At 72.7% G+C, this 16,066-nt stretch carries 15 protein-coding genes; 4 read left to right on the plus strand and 11 right to left on the minus strand.

Going from position 1 to position 16,066, the window contains the following annotated elements:
- Nucleotides 1-67: 67 nt before the first annotated feature.
- Together glgA and ABZ848_RS10575 are read right to left on the minus strand one after the other, a co-directional pair.
- Nucleotides 68-1,219 carry a glycogen synthase gene (gene glgA / locus ABZ848_RS10570; protein WP_360828512.1) on the minus strand — a complete coding sequence of 384 codons (1,152 nt, stop codon included), beginning with the start codon at nucleotides 1,217-1,219 and terminating at the stop codon, nucleotides 68-70.
- Nucleotides 1,220-1,258: 39 nt separating this feature from the next.
- A complete protein-coding gene (locus ABZ848_RS10575; RefSeq protein ID WP_360828515.1) occupies nucleotides 1,259-1,966 on the minus strand; it encodes a (2Fe-2S)-binding protein in 708 nt (235 codons plus the stop codon).
- A gap of 225 nt (nucleotides 1,967-2,191) precedes the next feature.
- On the opposite strand from ABZ848_RS10575, the gene ABZ848_RS10580 reads away from it, so the two are divergent.
- The gene (locus ABZ848_RS10580; protein WP_360828517.1) at nucleotides 2,192-3,274 is read left to right on the plus strand and encodes a DMT family transporter; all 1,083 of its coding nucleotides are present in this window, start codon (nucleotides 2,192-2,194) and stop codon (nucleotides 3,272-3,274) included.
- On the opposite strand, the gene ABZ848_RS10585 is transcribed toward ABZ848_RS10580, so the two are convergent.
- Nucleotides 3,264-4,421, minus strand: coding sequence for a transglycosylase family protein (locus ABZ848_RS10585; RefSeq protein ID WP_360828520.1), 1,158 nt, complete (start codon nucleotides 4,419-4,421; stop codon nucleotides 3,264-3,266). The genes ABZ848_RS10580 and ABZ848_RS10585 overlap by 11 nt on opposite strands.
- 278 nt (nucleotides 4,422-4,699) lie before the next feature.
- Here ABZ848_RS10585 and gndA point away from each other — a divergent pair, with 278 nt between their 5' ends.
- The gene (gndA, locus tag ABZ848_RS10590) at nucleotides 4,700-6,139 is read left to right on the plus strand and encodes an NADP-dependent phosphogluconate dehydrogenase (protein ID WP_360828523.1); all 1,440 of its coding nucleotides are present in this window, start codon (nucleotides 4,700-4,702) and stop codon (nucleotides 6,137-6,139) included.
- Between the two features lie 89 nt (nucleotides 6,140-6,228).
- On the opposite strand, the gene ABZ848_RS10595 is transcribed toward gndA, so the two are convergent.
- The 6 genes from ABZ848_RS10595 to ABZ848_RS10620 form a co-directional block, all read right to left on the minus strand.
- Nucleotides 6,229-7,146, minus strand: coding sequence for a TIGR03564 family F420-dependent LLM class oxidoreductase (locus ABZ848_RS10595; RefSeq protein WP_360828526.1), 918 nt, complete (start codon nucleotides 7,144-7,146; stop codon nucleotides 6,229-6,231).
- A gap of 557 nt (nucleotides 7,147-7,703) precedes the next feature.
- Nucleotides 7,704-8,336 carry an aspartate/glutamate racemase family protein gene (locus ABZ848_RS10600; RefSeq protein WP_360828529.1) on the minus strand — a complete coding sequence of 211 codons (633 nt, stop codon included), beginning with the start codon at nucleotides 8,334-8,336 and terminating at the stop codon, nucleotides 7,704-7,706.
- A 4-nt stretch (nucleotides 8,337-8,340) separates the two neighbouring features.
- Nucleotides 8,341-8,694, minus strand: coding sequence for a GNAT family N-acetyltransferase (locus ABZ848_RS10605; protein ID WP_360828532.1), 354 nt, complete (start codon nucleotides 8,692-8,694; stop codon nucleotides 8,341-8,343).
- 35 nt (nucleotides 8,695-8,729) lie between these two features.
- Nucleotides 8,730-9,149, minus strand: coding sequence for an aspartate 1-decarboxylase (panD, locus tag ABZ848_RS10610; RefSeq protein WP_360828535.1), 420 nt, complete (start codon nucleotides 9,147-9,149; stop codon nucleotides 8,730-8,732).
- Nucleotides 9,150-9,324: 175 nt separating this feature from the next.
- Nucleotides 9,325-9,915 carry a hypothetical protein gene (locus ABZ848_RS10615; RefSeq protein ID WP_360828538.1) on the minus strand — a complete coding sequence of 197 codons (591 nt, stop codon included), beginning with the start codon at nucleotides 9,913-9,915 and terminating at the stop codon, nucleotides 9,325-9,327.
- Between the two features lie 186 nt (nucleotides 9,916-10,101).
- A complete protein-coding gene (locus tag ABZ848_RS10620; protein ID WP_360828643.1) occupies nucleotides 10,102-12,000 on the minus strand; it encodes an ABC transporter ATP-binding protein in 1,899 nt (632 codons plus the stop codon).
- An 81-nt stretch (nucleotides 12,001-12,081) separates the two neighbouring features.
- Between ABZ848_RS10620 and ABZ848_RS10625 the strand changes: the two genes are divergently transcribed.
- Complete coding sequence (locus tag ABZ848_RS10625; RefSeq protein WP_360828541.1) at nucleotides 12,082-13,152, plus strand: lysylphosphatidylglycerol synthase transmembrane domain-containing protein; 1,071 nt, start codon at nucleotides 12,082-12,084, stop codon at nucleotides 13,150-13,152.
- 53 nt (nucleotides 13,153-13,205) lie between these two features.
- Here the strand turns inward: ABZ848_RS10625 and ABZ848_RS10630 are convergent, their stop codons facing one another.
- Complete coding sequence (locus ABZ848_RS10630; protein WP_360828542.1) at nucleotides 13,206-13,919, minus strand: SDR family oxidoreductase; 714 nt, start codon at nucleotides 13,917-13,919, stop codon at nucleotides 13,206-13,208.
- Nucleotides 13,920-14,037: 118 nt separating this feature from the next.
- Here ABZ848_RS10630 and ABZ848_RS10635 point away from each other — a divergent pair, with 118 nt between their 5' ends.
- A complete protein-coding gene (locus tag ABZ848_RS10635) occupies nucleotides 14,038-14,802 on the plus strand; it encodes a crotonase/enoyl-CoA hydratase family protein (protein ID WP_360828545.1) in 765 nt (254 codons plus the stop codon).
- On the opposite strand, the gene ABZ848_RS10640 is transcribed toward ABZ848_RS10635, so the two are convergent.
- Nucleotides 14,789-16,060 (minus strand): cation:proton antiporter, encoded by a 1,272-nt coding sequence (locus tag ABZ848_RS10640; protein ID WP_360828548.1) that lies wholly within the window; start codon nucleotides 16,058-16,060, stop codon nucleotides 14,789-14,791. The two genes, ABZ848_RS10635 and ABZ848_RS10640, sit on opposite strands and share 14 nt — an antisense overlap.
- Nucleotides 16,061-16,066: the final 6 nt, after the last annotated feature.

Here is a 16,066-nt window from a genome sequence, read left to right on the forward strand (position 1 = left end):
CCGTGGTTGATCCATGCTTGCCCCTGCCCAGGGCGGTGTAAGCCTGTTCGAGGAACTCCCTGCCGTTCTATTCCTGTTTGAGGATCTCCTCGTAAAGCCGGACCGTACGGCGGGCGACGGCATCCCAGCCGAATTCTCCCACCGCGCGCTCGCGCCCCGCTTCTCCCATCCGCCGCGCCGCCTCCGGATCGCCGATCACCGCGTCCAGCGCCCGCGCGAGGCGCGCCTCGAATTCGTCGTCCACGTCGACGAGCAGTCCCGTCTTGCCGTCGTCGACGACTTCGGGGATGCCGCCGACCCGGGACGCGACGACGGGCGTGCCGCAGGCCATCGCCTCCAGGTTGACGATGCCGAGGGGTTCGTACACCGAGGGGCAGACGAAGGCGGTCGCGTGGGTGAGGAGCTGGATCACCTCGGGGCGGGGCAGCATCTGCGGGATCCAGTGCACGCCCTCGCGGACGCGGCTCAGCTCCTGGTAGAGCTCGCGGAACTCCCGGTCGATCTCCGGCGTGTCGGGCGCCCCCGCGCACAGCACGACCTGCGCGGCCGGGTCGATGTCCCGTACGGCACGGAGCAGGTGGGGCACGCCCTTCTGCCGGGTGATGCGGCCCACGAACAGGACGTAGGGGCGGTCGGTGTCCAGTCCGATGCGGTCCAGGACGTCGGTGCCGTGGTCGGGGCGGTAGAGGGTGGTGTCGATGCCGTTGTGCACGACGTGGACCTTGGCGGAGTCCAGCGTCGGATAGCAGGTGAGGATGTCCTCGCGCATGGCACCGGAGACGGCGATCACCGCGTCGGCGCTCTCGATCGCGGTGCGCTCGGCCCAGCTGGACAGGGCGTATCCGCCGCCGAGTTGCTCGGCCTTCCAGGGGCGCAGCGGCTCCAGCGAGTGGGCGGTCATCACGTGCGGGATGCCGTACAGCAGCTTCCCGAGATGGCCGGCGAGGTTGGCGTACCAGGTGTGCGAGTGGATCAGCTCGCGGCCTTCGAGGCCGGCGGCCATGGCGAGGTCCACGGAGAAGGTGCGCAGCGCGTCGTTGGCGGCGTCGAGGGCGACCCAGGGCCGGTGGCGTACGACGCCCACTCCGCGGCCCTCGCCCCAGCAGTGCACCTCCAGGTCGACCAGGTCGCCCAACTCCCGGGCGAGGAACTCGACATGGACGCCCGCGCCGCCGTACACGTCCGGCGGGTACTCCCGGGTCAACAGGCCCACTCGCACCCGGAACCCCCTGTTCTCAGCGGCTGGTCCCCCACATGGTCACCCAGATGCGGCGCGCGGGGAAGAGCGCGGCGGTCGTGTGAAGCAACAGTCACCGCACACTCCCCCGCCGGGTACCCGGTAGTAGAGACAGCAGCTGCGGCGGCGGAAGGCCGTGCCGGTGAGGGTGCCGGTGTCCGCGAGGAGGGGGTGGGCGAGGAGTGCGGCGGTGAGGGCGCGGACGGCCGGCGGGGCGCCCAGCCGGCGGGCGGTGGCGACGAGGGCGGAGGCCGCGTTGCCCCGGAGGAGGCCGGGGGCGATGCGGTAGTGGGCGCGCAGGGCGGCGGCCAGCGGTTCGAGGTGGCCGTGCAGGACGAGGTCCGCGATCGTCGCCGGGTCCGCGGGCAGCGGGCGGACCTCGGACAGCCACAGGTCCTCGGGGGCGCTCGCGTCGGGGTTCCAGTGCAGCAGCTCCGGGTTCAGGTCGGGGACCTGTCCGTAGGCGGCGGCGCAGCCCAGGGTGACCGACCAGAGGCGGGCCGCGAGTCCCTGCTGGAAGACCGAGGCGCCGATGCGCAACTCGGGGGCGCGCAGGGCCGTCGTGACCTTTTCGGTACGGAAAGTTATGGAATTTCCGTAAACCTCCGAGGGTCGGTTTTCGTAGGCCCGCGCTAGCGTCAACAGAGCGGAACTCGGCGCTCCGCCCGTGTGTAGTACGAAGAAGCCGCCGAGCGGGGCGAGGGCGGCGAGTTCCGGGTCGAGGTCCACGAGAAGCAGTAGTACCAAGGCCCCTAGGGGGCGTCTCCAGGGGGCGTCCCCCGCGGGTCACCCACCCTGGGTATGACAGTGCCCGATTCGTACTCCATCGGCAGTAGGACCCATTGCGTGCTCAGGGACGACGACGGGAACAGATCGACAAGGCATCGTGTTGCTTATGAAGGCCGACCGTTCGTCGCGCGGGACTGATCCCCGCCACACGCAGAGGAGCAGCTCATGAGTGCCCTCGCGTTGTCCGTTCTGCTGTCGCTCGTCTCCGCCGTCGCCTACGCCGGCGGGGCGATCGTGCAGGAGCACGTGGCGGTCTCCTCCCCCGACGAACAGTACGCGCCGCTGCGCCGCCCCACGTGGTGGGCCGCGGTCGCGCTGAACGGCCTCGGCGGTCTGCTGCACGTGGTGGCGCTGGCCTACGGCCCGCTCAGCCTGGTGCAGCCGCTGGGCGCCCTGACGATCGTGTTCGCGCTGCCGATGGCGGCGCTGTTCGTCGGCCGCAAGGCCGGTGCGACCGCCTGGCGGGGCGCGATCATGGCGACCGTCGGCCTGGCCGGTCTGCTGGCCCTGGTCGGTACCTCCGACGGGCAGTCGCTGGACACCGCGCAGCGGGTGGCCGTCGCCGTGGTCACCGGCTCGGTGGTCGTGACGCTGATGATCGCGGGCCGGGCCGCCCACCGGCACCCGGCGGTGCGCAGCATGCTGCTGGCGACCGCGTCCGGCATAGCGTTCGGCATGTCCTCGGTCTTCACCAAGACGGTCGCGGTCGACTGGACCGGCGGCGTCACCCTCTCCGACCTGCCGTCCCTGGCCGTCATCGGCGTCTTCGCGACGGCCGGCATGCTGCTGTCGCAGGCCTCCTACCGCGGCGCGGGCCTCGCGGCCCCGCTGGCCACGCTGACGGTGGTCAACCCGGTGGTGGCGGCCGCGGTCGGCATCACGATGTTCGGCGAGACCTTCCGCTACGGCACCACGGGCACGATGCTCGCGCTGAGCTGCGCCGTGGTCGCGGCGGGCGGCCTGATCCTGCTGACGACGGAGCGCATCGCCCGCACCACGGCGGAGTCCGCTCCGACGCCGGTCGAGTCCACACCGGTCGAGGACCTGTTGGTCGCGGTGCCCGAGCAGCCGGTGGCCGCGCTGCACGACAAGGTCGTCGTCCCCGCCCAGGCGGGGCCCACGGTCCTGGCGGTGGCCTACGACGGCGATGACGAGGAGCCCGCCGACCCCGCCCGCTACCGCTTCTACGGCGGCTCGTACGTGGCGGCGCCGGAGCCGGACCGGCACCGGGTGCGCGTCAAATCCTGACGCCGCCGGCCCTCAGATAGGCCAGAGGGTCGATGTCCGTACCGAAACCGGGCCCCGTCCGCACCTCGAAGTGCAGATGCGGGCCCGTCGCGTTGCCCGTGGCCCCCGAGCGCCCGATCCGCTGGCCGCCGCCGACGCTCTGCCCGGCCCGCACGGAGATCGCCGAGAGATGGGCGTACTGCGTGTAGCGGCCATCGGGGTGCCGGATCACCACCTGGTAGCCGTACGAGCCGCCCCAGCCGGCGCTGACGACCGTGCCCGCCCCGACCGCCTTCACGGAGGTGCCGGTGGGTACGGGGAAGTCGACGCCGGTGTGGTAGCCCTTCGACCAGGAGGAGCCCGCCACGTGGTACGGCGTGCCGATCGGCCCCGACACCGGGGCGACCAGCGAGTGGCTGCTCGTCCTGGCCTTCTCCTCGGTGACGGAGGACGCCTTCTCGGTCTTGTCCTCCTTCTTCGTGGAGGACTTGGTCGAGGACTTCGTCGACGCGGGATGCGTCGCGGGCGCCTTCCCGTTCAGGTTCAGCCGCTGCCCCGGGAGGATCAGGTCCGGGTCCGAGCCGATCGTCCTCCGGTTCGCGGCGTACAGGCGCTGCCAGCCGCCCCGTACGTCCTCGTGCTCGGCGATCTCGGAGAGGCTGTCGCCGCGCACCACCGTGTACATCTCGGCCGTGCCCGCCCGCGACTGCGGCGTGGTCTGCGGCTTCACGTCCTCGACGGAGGTCTTCTTCGTGGTGCTGCTCGCCGGGTGGACGTCCGGTGTGTCCCCGCCCCGCGTAAGGCCGGCCTTGACCGAGCAGACGGGCCAGGCGCGCGGGCCCTGGCCCGCCAGGACCTTCTCCGCCACGGCTATCTGCTGGTCCTTGGTGGCCAGATCGGCGCGGCTCGCGTACTTCGCGCCGCCGTACGCCTCCCAGGTGGACTGGGTGAACTGGAGCCCGCCGTAGAAGCCGTTGCCGGTGTTGATGCTCCAGTTGTTGCTGGACTCGCACGCGGCGACCTTGTTCCAGGTCGAGACGTCGGCCGCGTGGGCGGTGCCGGCGCCGATCAGCGGGATCGCCATACCGGCGCTTCCGGCGGTGACGGTCAGTGAGGCCCGGTTGATCCTGTTCGGCTGGTACCGGCGGTGCCGGCCGCGTACGGCCATGGAGATCCCCCTCGACAAGCGTCAGGAGGGCCAAAAGTAAGCGCCACGAACAGGCCATGACAAGACGGCAATCGGCCGCCCTGTCCCGCAAAGGAACAGGAATACACGGCAGTTGCGGAAATGCTGAGGCGGGTGGGGCCTGTCGTGCGTATCTGCCTTCGGCAGCGCGGGCGGCCCGGATGTGCGCTCGGCGTACCGGCAAGTCAGGATGGTCGGTGGGGCGATACTGACGGGCACGACCGGCACCACCGATACCGGATCCTTTAGGAGCCAACCGAATGAGCAACTCAGCCCAGATCGGCGTCACGGGACTCGCGGTCATGGGCCGCAATCTCGCCCGCAACTTCGCACGCAACGGCTACACGGTCGCCCTGCACAACCGCACGGTGGCGCGTACGAACGCTTTGGTGGAGGAGTTCGGGCACGAGGGCGACTTCATCGCGGCGGAGACCGCCAAGGAGTTCGTGGCGGCGCTGGAGCGGCCGCGGCGGCTGGTCATCATGGTCAAGGCGGGCGAGCCCACCGACGCGGTGATCCACGAGTTCGCCCCGCTCCTCGAACCCGGCGACATGATCATCGACGGCGGCAACGCGCACTTCGCGGACACCCGGCGCCGGGAGCGCGAACTGCGCGAGCAGGGCATCCACTTCGTCGGCATGGGCGTCTCCGGCGGCGAGGAGGGCGCGCTGAACGGGCCGAGCATCATGCCGGGCGGCCCGAAGGAGTCGTACGACTCGCTCGGCCCGATGCTGGAGAAGATCTCCGCGAAGGCGAAGGACGGCGCGCCCTGTGTCACGCACGTCGGTCCCGACGGCGCCGGGCACTTCGTGAAGATGGTCCACAACGGCATCGAGTACGCCGACATGCAGCTGATCGGCGAGGCGTACCAGCTGCTGCGCGATGTCGCCGGGTACTCCCCCGCGCAGATCGCCGAGATCTTCCGCACCTGGAACACCGGCCGGCTCGACTCCTACCTGATCGAGATCACGGCCGAGGTGCTGTCGCACGTGGACGCGGCGACGGGCAAGCCGTTCGTGGACGTGGTGGTGGACCAGGCCGAGCAGAAGGGCACCGGCCGCTGGACCGTCCAGATCGCCCTGGACCTGGGCGTTCCGGTGTCGGGCATCGCGGAGGCCGTCTTCGCCCGGTCCCTCTCCGGTCACGCGGACCTGCGCGAGGCGTCCCGAGGCCTCGCCGGCCCGAAGGCGACTCCGCTGTCCGAGTCCGAGGCCGGGGCCTTCGCGGACCGCGTCGAGCAGGCGCTGTACGCCTCGAAGATCGTCTCCTACACCCAGGGCTTCCACGAGATCGCGGCGGCCCGTGAGGAGTACGACTGGGACATCGACCTGGGCGCGGTCTCCGCGATCTGGCGCGGCGGCTGCATCATCCGCGCGGCCTTCCTGGACCGGATCCGCGCGGCGTACGACGCGCGCGCGGACCTGCCGAGCCTGCTGTCCGACGAGACGTTCGCGCAGGAGATCGCGGCCGCCCAGGACGACTGGCGCGAGGTCCTGATCGCCGCGACCCGCCAGGGCGTCCCGACGCCGGGCTTCGCCGCGGCCCTCGCCTACTACGACGCGCTGCGCGCGGAGCGCCTGCCTGCCGCGCTGACGCAGGGGCAGCGGGACTTCTTCGGCGCGCACACCTACCGGCGCACGGACCGGGACGGCTCGTTCCACACGCTGTGGGGCGGGGACCGGTCGGAGGTCGGCGCGTAGCGGTTGCCGGTACGAGGCGGCGGGCGGCCCGGGCGGCCGGCCGCCGCCTCTTCCGTTGCCGCGACGGTGGACGCGGGCGGGCTGCGCGGCTAGCCGTCGGCGAGTTCGCCGAGGAGTTTCCAGGTACGGCGGCGGTCCTCGTCGCCGCCCAGGTCCGTGGCCGTGAACACCACCTCCGTCGCCCCGGCCTCGCGGTACCGGCGTACCTCGGCGGCGACGGTGTCCTCGTCGCCGATGACGGCCACGTCGGCGGCGCGGATCGCGCCGGAGAGGCCGAGGACGCGCTGGTAGGAGGGGAACTGCTCGTAGAACGCGAGCTGTTCGGTGGCCTTCTCGCGCACCGCCTCGACGTCGGCGGTGACCACGCCGGGCACGAAGGCGACGATCCTCGGTGCCGGCCGGCCCGCCGCCTCGGCGGCCGCGGTGACGGCGGGGACGATGTGCTCGGCGAGCGCACGGGGACCGGCGAGCAACGGGAGGATGCCGTCGGCGAGTTCGCCGGAGGCGCGCAGGGCCTGCGGCGCCATGGCGGCGACGAGGAGCGGGACCGGCGGTTCGGCGCCCGGCACGGACGCGGGCAGGGGTGTGGTGGCGGTGAGCAGCTCCCCGTGGAAGTCGGCGCCGCCGGTCTCGATGAGGGTGCGCAGGGCGGTGAGGAACTCGCGGAGCCGGGCGACGGGACGCTCGTACGGGATGCCGAAGCCGGTCTCGGTCAGGTGCTTGGTGCCGAGCGCGAGGCCGAGGTGGTAGCGGCCGCCGGTCGCGGCCTGGGCGGTCTGCGCCTGGCTCGCGACGAGCAGCGGGTGCCGGCCGAAGACGGGGATCGCGGCTGTTCCGACGTGCAGGCCGGGTACTTCACGGCCGACGATCGCCGCGAGCGAGGGAGAGTCGTAGCCGAAGGTCTGCCCGAACCAGACGGACCGCAGCCCGGCCTCGTGGGCTTCCCTGGCGAGCTGCACGGTGAGGTCGATGCGGTGCTGCAGGTTGAGCGCTGCGCCGATGGTCATATCCGGGCCAACCGGCGTGCGGGGAAAGGGCATTCCCCATCGCGTGTGAACAGCGTGTGGCGGCTGACGGATGCGCCCGGGCCCGGCCCCGGGGGCCGGATCGCCCCCGGGCCCGGACGGCCGCCGTTCGGGCCGTGCTCAGGTCAACGGCGGTCCCGGTTCCGGGTTCGGTACGGGTTCCGGGCCCGGCGGGACCGGTGAGGGCGAGGGGTCCGGGGGTGGGCCGGGGGTCGGCGTGGGTTCCGGGGCCGGTCCCGGGCCCGGCGACGGTGGCGTGGGTTCCGGGCCCGGGGCCGGTGGCGGCGTGGGGACCGGTGACGGGTACGGGTCCGGGGGCCGGGGATCCGGTCCGGGCGTGGGTCCGGGTGGAGCGGGGGTGGGATACGGGTCGGTCATGGTGTCCTCCGGCCAGTCGGTCGACATCGGCTCTGGACTACTCCACGCGTACCCGGCGCCCGCGTCCCCCACTCACCCGCCCGCATGACGGGAGGGGCCCATGCGGCTCTATCGGCCCCGCATCCGCGCGCCATGCCACGAGGCCGGGCCGACCGGGCGGTCTATCCGCCGAGCACCGCCCGCACGCCCGCCGCGAGGCCCCGCCGGGGACTCGACAGCACCGGGATCGTGGTCGTCGTCAGCTGCTCGGCCGGTGCCAGGGAGCCCTGGGCCAGGACGATCGCGTCGGCCCCGGTGACCGTGTCGGCGGCGTCCGCCACCAGGCGTGCGCAGCCCTCGCCGTCTCCCGCCGCGAACCGGTCCCAGGCGCCCTCGACCAGGCGGGTCCGCACCTCGACGGGGCGTCCCGCGCGGCGGGCCTCCTCCTCGATCAGGGACGTCGTCGGTCCGAACGTGCTCTCCACGCTGGCCAGTACGGTGATCCGGGGCCCGAGCGCCACCGCCGCGGCCGCCATCGGGCGGTCCGAACGCAGCACCGGGACCGGCACGTCCGCCGCCTCCGCCACCGCGCCGATGGTCGAGCAGGTGCACACGACCGCCCGCGCGCCCTCGGCAACTGCCTTGTCCAGCACGGCCCGTACCTCGTCCGCCACCGCCTCCGGGCTCTCCCGCCGGGCCCGGGCCAGCAGCTCCTCGTCGACGAAGTGCCGCAGCTCCAGGCCCTGATGGTCCTCGTCGCGCAGGGCTTCGAAGACGGGGACGTGCGCGGGTGAGGTGTGCAGCAGGGCGAGCATGTCGTCAGAACCTTCCGGGGTGCGCCACGAGCCACTGCTTCGCCGCCCGCAGCAGCTCGGGGTCGGGCGCCGGGGCCACGTCGGGGTGGCGCTCGGCCCACTTGGTGACGTACGGGCAGAGCGGGGCGACGACGACGCCCTCGCGTTCGGCGATGTCGTACAACTCCCGTGCGAGGGAACCCGCGATGCCCTTCCCCTCGTGGGCCGGCTCCACGATCGTGTGGACGGGGACCAGGGCGCGCGCCGGCGATTCGAGGACGAAGTACTCGATGTGGCCGACGACTTCGCCGTCCGTGCCGTCACCGAAGGCCTCCAGGCGGCCCGCCGCCCGGTCGTCGCGGATCTCGATGTCGCTCATGGGCACGCTCCTGGTCCGGCGGACGGTGATCGGGATCAGGCCGGTACGGCCTGCGGGCTGCGCTCCTGGTCCGAGCCCGGCACCGGCTCGGACGGGTCGGCGCCCAGGGCCACGACGCGGTTGTCGCGGTCCACGTGCACGACCCGGGGTTCGAGTGCCCGCGCCTCGGCGTCGGTCACCTGAGCGTAGCTGATGATGATCACAAGGTCGCCGGGGTGGACGAGATGGGCGGCGGCGCCGTTGATCCCGATCACGCCCGAGCCGCGTTCGCCCTCGATGGCGTACGTCTCCAGGCGGGCGCCGTTGGTGATGTCCACGATGTGCACGAGCTCGCCGGGCAACAGGTCGGCGGCGTCGAGCAGTTCGGCGTCGATGGTCACCGATCCCACGTAGTGCAGGTCGGCCTGGGTGACGGTGGCACGGTGGATCTTCGATTTGAACATGGTGCGCAGCATGCGGTGCTCCCAGAATTCGGCTCCCTGCCTGCGTGCAGGTCAAGGGCTCTCAGTTGAGGCGCAGCCCAGGGTACGGAACGGCTCCGGGGACCGCACCGAGAACCGCGTCACACCGCGCACACGCGGAAGGGGGCGGACCGCGTCAGGCGGCCCGCCCCCGAATCCGGTACGTCGGCTACGAAGTCGCCGGGAGCGCCGGCAGGCTGCCCAGAAGTCCCGTGACGATGGAGAGGACGGGCGAGAGCAGGCCGGTCACCGCGCTCAGCACTCCGCCCAGGTCGAGCGAGGTGAGGGCCTTGAGCAGGTCGGCGACCGTCTTCTGGAGCTGGGCCACGGCGTCCGCGATCGGGTCGGCGGCGGGTACCGCGGCCCGGTCGGTGCCGACGGCCCGCTGCTCGACGCCGCGCAGCGCGGTGGCGTACGCCTTCTCGACCGCCTTGTGGTAGTCGGCGGCCTCCTGGACGCCGAGCGGAGCGGTGCCCCGCTGCGTGAGGTCGGTCAGCACGTCGAGCAGCGGGGCGAGCGCGTCGGTGCCGTGGACGTGCACGTCGTCCCGCATCTCGTGCTTCATCTCGTCGAGCCACGGACCGATGTCCTCGGTGTCCGCGGCCGTGACGGACCCGGGGACGGACGACTGCGAGGAGGCCGGATCCGAGGCTCCTCGGTACGCGCCGACCGTGGCGGCGGCGGTGCCGACGGGGCCGAAGACCAGCGCGGCGCAGATGACGGACGGCAGCAGCAGTCCACGGGTTACGAGGGGGGACATGCAGGTTCCTTTCGGGGCTGTCGAGTGCAGCTGTCTTGCGCTCACCGTGAGAACCCGCCCGGTGCCCCGCAACCGATCGAGCGCCCCGTGCCGCGCCCTCCGCCACCCAAGCACCGCCGCCCACCTGCGTGTTTCGACCCTTGTACGGGGTATCGGGCGCGCTGCGCCGTCAGGGTGCGGGCGGCCTCAGGCGACGGCCTCCTGGGCGGCGATCGGCGGCACCGCGTCGCCGCGCTCCTCGAACTGCGTCCGGTACAGCTCCGCGTACCGGCCGCCCGCCGCCAGGAGTTCCTCGTGGGTGCCGCGTTCCACGACCAGGCCGCCCTCGATCACCAGGATCACGTCGGCGGCCCGGACCGTGGACAGGCGGTGGGCGATGACCACCGCGGTGCGGCCCTCCAGTGCCTCGGTGAGGGCCTCCTGGACGGCGGCCTCGGAGGTGTTGTCGAGGTGGGCCGTGGCCTCGTCGAGGATGACGACGTGCTGGCGGGCCAGCAGCAGCCGGGCGATGGTCATGCGCTGGCGCTCGCCGCCGGACAGGCGGTAGCCGCGCTCGCCGACCACGGTGTCCAGGCCGTCGGGCAGGGACCGTACGAGCTCGTCGAGGCGGGAGCGGCGCAGGGCGTCCCACAGTTCGGGCTCGGTCGCGGTGGGGCGGGCCAGCAGGAGGTTGGCGCGGACCGTGTCGTGGAAGAGGTGGCCGTCCTGGGTGACCATGCCGAGGGTGGCGCGCAGGGAGCCGGCGGTCAGGTCCCGGACGTCGACGCCGCCGACGCGTACGGCGCCCGCGTCGACGTCGTACAGGCGCGGCAGGAGCTGGGCGATGGTCGACTTTCCGGCGCCGGAGGAGCCGACGAGGGCGACGGTCTGGCCGGGTTCGGCGCGGAAGGAGATGCCGTGCAGGACCTCGGCGCCGCCCCGTGTGTCCAGGGAGGCGACCTCTTCGAGGGAGGCGAGGGAGACCTTGTCGGCGGACGGGTAGCCGAAGCGGACGTCGTCGAACTCCACGGCGACCGGGCCCTCGGGCACCTCGCGGGCGTCCGGTTTCTCCTCGATGAGGGGTTTGAGGTCGAGCACCTCGAAGACCCGCTCGAAGCTGACCAGGGCGCTCATGACCTCGACGCGGGCCCCGGCGAGGGCGGTGAGCGGCGCGTACATGCGGGTCAGCAGCAGGGCGAGGGAGACGACGGCGCCGGGTTCCAGGCTGCCGCGCAGCGCGAACCAGCCGCCGAGGCCGTAGACCAGGGCGAGGGCCAGGGAGGACACCAGGGTCAGCGCGGTGATGAACACCGACTGGGCGGTGGCCGTCCGTACGCCGATGTCCGCGACCCGGCGGGCGCGGGCGGCGAACTCCTCGGACTCCTCCTCGGGGCGCCCGAAGAGCTTGACCAGGGTGGCGCCGGGGGCGGAGAAGCGCTCGGTCATCCGGGTGCCCATCGCCGCGTTCAGCGTCGCCGCCTCCCGCTGCATCCGGGCCATCCGGGTGCCCATGCGGCGGGCCGGGACCACGAACACCGGCAGCAGCACCAGCGCGAGCAGGGTGATCTGCCAGGACAGTGTCAGCATCACGGCGAGGGTGAGCACGAGCGTGACCAGGTTGCTGACCACTCCGGAGAGGGTGTTGCTGAACGCGCGCTGGGCGCCGATGACGTCGTTGTTGAGACGGGAGACCAGCGCGCCCGTACGTGTCCGTGTGAAGAACGCGACCGGCATCCGCTGCACATGATCGAACACAGCCGTGCGCAGATCGAGGATGAGCCCCTCGCCGAGCGACGCAGACAGCCGCCTGCCGAGGATGCCGAGGGCCGCCTCGGCGACCGCGATGAGCGCGATGAGCAGGGCCAGGCGGACGACCGTGCCCTCGTCGCCGTGCGACACGATCGCGTCGACGACATGTCCGGCGAGCACGGGGGTCGCGACGGCGAGCAGTGCGGTCACCACCCCGAGCAGCACGAACTGCGCGATACGGGCGCGGTGCGGACGGGCGAACGCTCCTATGCGGCGCAGCGTGGCGCGCGCGAAGGGGCGGCGCTCCGGCTGGGCGGTCATGACACTGTGCAGCTGTGTCCAGGCTGTGGTCTCCATGCTCATGGGAGAGAACGTAGAACCTCGAGCGTTGTTGAGGTCAATACTCCCGCTTTTCCGTCCCCCACCTCGAAGGACCTCATGGCCCTGCCTCCCCAGCCGCTTTCCGTCCGTAAGGCGCCCGCCGCAATCCCGCAACCCGCAGTTGGCGCGGTGCGGAAAACCTCTTCGAGTGTGACTGCGGTTCAACTTCCCCAAGGCCCCACGCCGGGACGGTTCCCCCGTCGCGTCCCGGTCCGCCAGATCCTGTGCCTGCTTCCGCTCCTGCTGGTCACCGTCATCGCCGTGCAGCACCGTGACGTCCTCGCCGAGGGCTTCGGCCATCTGCGGTCGGCCGAGTGGCCGTGGCTGCTCGCCGCGGCCGGTGCCACCTGTCTGACCTGGGTGGCGGCCGCGTTCACCCGGCAGGGCGCGGTGATGGACCGGCTGCCCAGGCGGCGGCTGCTCGCGACCCAGTTCGCGGCGGGCTCGGCCAACCACCTGCTGCCGACCGGCCTCGGCGCCGGGGCGGTCAACCTGCGCTTCATGACCGTGTGCGGCATCCCGCTCGCCCGCTCCTCGGCCGCGCTGGCGCTGTACCTGCTGGCGGAGTCGGTCACGCGGGTGGGTCTGCTGCTCACCCTGCTGCTCGCCTTCCCGGACGCGCTGCGGTTCGGCTCGCTGCTGCCGGACGACGCGATGGGCCCCCTGCTGCTGACGATCGGCGCGATCGCCGTCGTCGCGGCTCTGGTCCTCGCCTTCGTACGACGGCTGCGCACGACCGCGGCGGCCTTCCTGCGCACGGCCCTCGGCGAACTGCGCTCGGTGCACACCCGTCCGTCCCGGGCGCTGGCGCTGTGGGGCGGTTCGCTCGCCTTCCCCGCACTGCAGGCGGCCGGGCTGGTCCTCGTGGGGCTGTCGCTGGGGCTGCCGGTGCCGCCGGTGCACATGGCGGTCGCCTACCTCGCCGCGACGGTCGCGGTGGCGCTGGTGCCGACGCCGGGCGGGCTCGGCTCGGTGGAGGCGGCGCTGGTCGTGGCGCTGGTGGCGGCGGGCGGCCCGGTGGCCGTGGCGACGGCGGTGGTGCTCGCCTACCGGATCATCACGGTGTGGCTGCCGCTGCTGCCGGGGGCGCTGACGCTGGGTGCGCTGGTGCGGCTGAAGGTGATCTGAGGGACCGCGCCCTCAACCGGCGGCCGGAACAGGCCGGTCGGCGTTCGGTTCGCTCACCACGGCACCGGTTTGCCGTCCCGGAAGAAGCCGCCGGTCGGGCCGTCGTCCGGGAGGGTGGCCGCCCAGACGATGCCCGCGGCGCCCTCGGCGACCGGGCGGCCGCCCCGGCCGCCCATGTCGGTGGCGACCCAGCCGGGGCAGATCGCGTTGACGAGGACGCGCTCGCGGCGCAGTTCGCCGGCGAGCATGCGGGTGAGGGCGTTGAGCGCGGCCTTGGAGACGCTGTAGGCGGGGGTGCCGCCGCTCATCGACTGGAGGGAACCGCCCTCGCTGCTCACCATGACGACCCGTGGATGTGGGCTGTGCCGCAGCAGCGGGAGCAGCGCCTGGGTGACCCGCCAGGCGCCGAACAGGTTGGTGTCCAGGGCCCGTTGCACCTCGCCGAGGTCGGCGGACCGGGCCTGGGCCCAGGTGTCGTACAGGATCGCCGCGTTGTTGACGACCACGGACACCCGCCCCAGCTCGCGGGTGACCCGGTCGGCCATCGCGGACACGCTCGCCTCGTCGGAGACGTCGAGCTGCACGGCGGTGACCCGCTCGCCGCCCGGGTCGATGCGGGCTGCGGCGGCGCGGCCCCTGTCGAGGTCGCGGGAGCCCAGGACGACGTGGTGGCCGCGGTCGGCGAGCTGCCGTACCACCTCGTACCCGATGCCCCGGTTGGCGCCGGTCACGACGGCGACCGGTGGGGTCGTGCGATCGGCTGCCATCGCGACCACTCCCTCGCTGTGGACCTTCAGCCTCGCACAGCGGCCTGCCCCGGGGCGGCCGGTCGAGGCACTCACCGGCACTATCGGAGGTGACTGCCCACCCACGACAGGAGCCGACATGCCGGTGCGTATCGAGCGCCAGGGACCCGTGACCACGGTCGTCCTCTCCCGACCCGAGGTCCGCAACGCCGTCGACGGGCCGACGGCCGCCGAACTCGCCGCCGCGTTCCGGGAGTTCGAGGCGGACGAGCAGGCCGCGGTGGCGGTGCTGTGGGGCGAGGGCGGCACGTTCTGCGCGGGCGCCGACCTGAAGGCGCTCGGCACGGAGCGGGGGAACCGGGTCGCGGAGGACGGGGACGGTCCGATGGGTCCGACCCGGCTGCGGCTGTCCAAGCCGGTGATCGCCGCGGTCGCCGGGCACGCGGTGGCGGGCGGTCTGGAGCTGGCGCTGTGGTGCGATCTGCGGGTGGCCGAGGAGGACGCCGTCTTCGGGGTCTTCTGCCGCCGCTGGGGCGTCCCGCTGATCGACGGCGGGACGGTACGGCTGCCCCGGCTGATCGGGCAGAGCCGCGCGCTGGACATGATCCTCACGGGGCGGGCGGTGGGCGCGCCGGAGGCCTGTGAGATGGGGCTGGCGAACCGGGTGGTCCCGACCGGGACGGCCCGCACGGCGGCCGAGGAACTGGCCGCCGGGATCGCCCGCTTCCCGCAGGCGTGCCTGCGGGGCGACCGGGCTTCGGTGCTGGAGCAGGACGGGTTGGACGAGTCGGCTGCGATGCGCGGTGAACTCCGTTATGGGATGGGTGTGTTGGCGGAGAGTCTGGAGGGGGCGGCCCGGTTCGCGTCGGGTGCGGGACGGCACGGGTCGTTCACGGACCTGTGAGCTGCGGGTCGATCATCGCCGTGTGGGTCTGTGCCCTTGTCGCGTCCCGGCGGTCGAGCCAGGACAGGACGGGGGCGGTCATCACCGTCGTCACCAGGGCGACGAGGACGAGGACCGAGAAGAGCGACTCGCTGACGATCCCGGCGGACAGACCGATGTTCAGGGCGATCAGCTGCATCAGCCCGCGGGCGTTCATCAGCGCGCCGACCCGGACCGCCACGGCCGGTGGTTCGCGGCGCAGGCGGGCCGCGGCCCAGCAGCCGCCGAACTTGCCGACCACGGCCAGTACGACGGCCGCCGCGCCGAAGAGCAGGACTCCGGGGTCGGCGAACACGTCGAAGCGGGTGTTGAGGCCGGAGTAGGTGAAGAACATCGGGACGAAGACGACCTGGGTGACGGACTGGGTGGTGCGTACCACGCGTTCGGCGGCCTCGCCGCGGGGCATGGCCATGCCCACGCAGAACGCGCCGAACACGGCGTACAGGCCGATGATGTCCGTGAACCAGGCGGCGCAGAACAGCACGGCGACGGTGCCGAGGAGGCGCGTGTCGTCGCGCAGGCCGGGACGTTCGACGATCCGGGCGAGCAGCCGGCGGCCGACCAGGAACAGCACGGCCACGAAGAGCAGTGAGCCGCCGACGGCGGTGAGTACCTTGCTCGGTCTGCCGGAGGCCGCGCTGAGCACGCCGGCCAGCAGGATCCAGGCGACCGCGTCGTCGGTGGCGCCGGATGCGAGGGACAGGGAGCCGAACCGGGTGCCGGCCAGCCCGCGTTCGGTGATGATGCGGGCCAGCATCGGGAACGCGGTGATGGCCAGGGCGACGCCGACGAACGCGGCCGTCACCCACACCGAGACGCCGTCGACGAAGATGTCCACCCGCCCGTGCGCCGCGAGCGCGAGGCTCACGCCGAGCGCCAGCGGGATGGTGACCCCGGCGGCCGACACGGCCATGGCGGTGCCGGCGAGCCCGCGGTTCGCGTGGGCCCGGAACTCGTATCCGGCGTGGAACATCAGGGCGACCAGGCCGATCTGTCCGGCCACGTACAGCACCGGTTTCAGTTCGGCGGGGAAGACCGCGTCGGAGGCGGCGGGCGCGACGAGCCCGAACAGCGAGGGGCCGAGCAGCACTCCGGCGATCATCTCGCCGACGACCGGCGGCTGTCCGAACCGGCCGCTGACGGCGACGACGGCTCGGCAGGTCAGCAGGATGACGACGACGGCCGCGAAGAAGGCGGGCGCGAGTTCGACAGGTGTCATGGTCGC

It is taken from the genome of Streptomyces sp. NPDC047081 (genome assembly GCF_040643775.1).
In the GTDB taxonomy this organism is placed as follows: Bacteria; Actinomycetota; Actinomycetes; order Streptomycetales; family Streptomycetaceae; genus Streptomyces.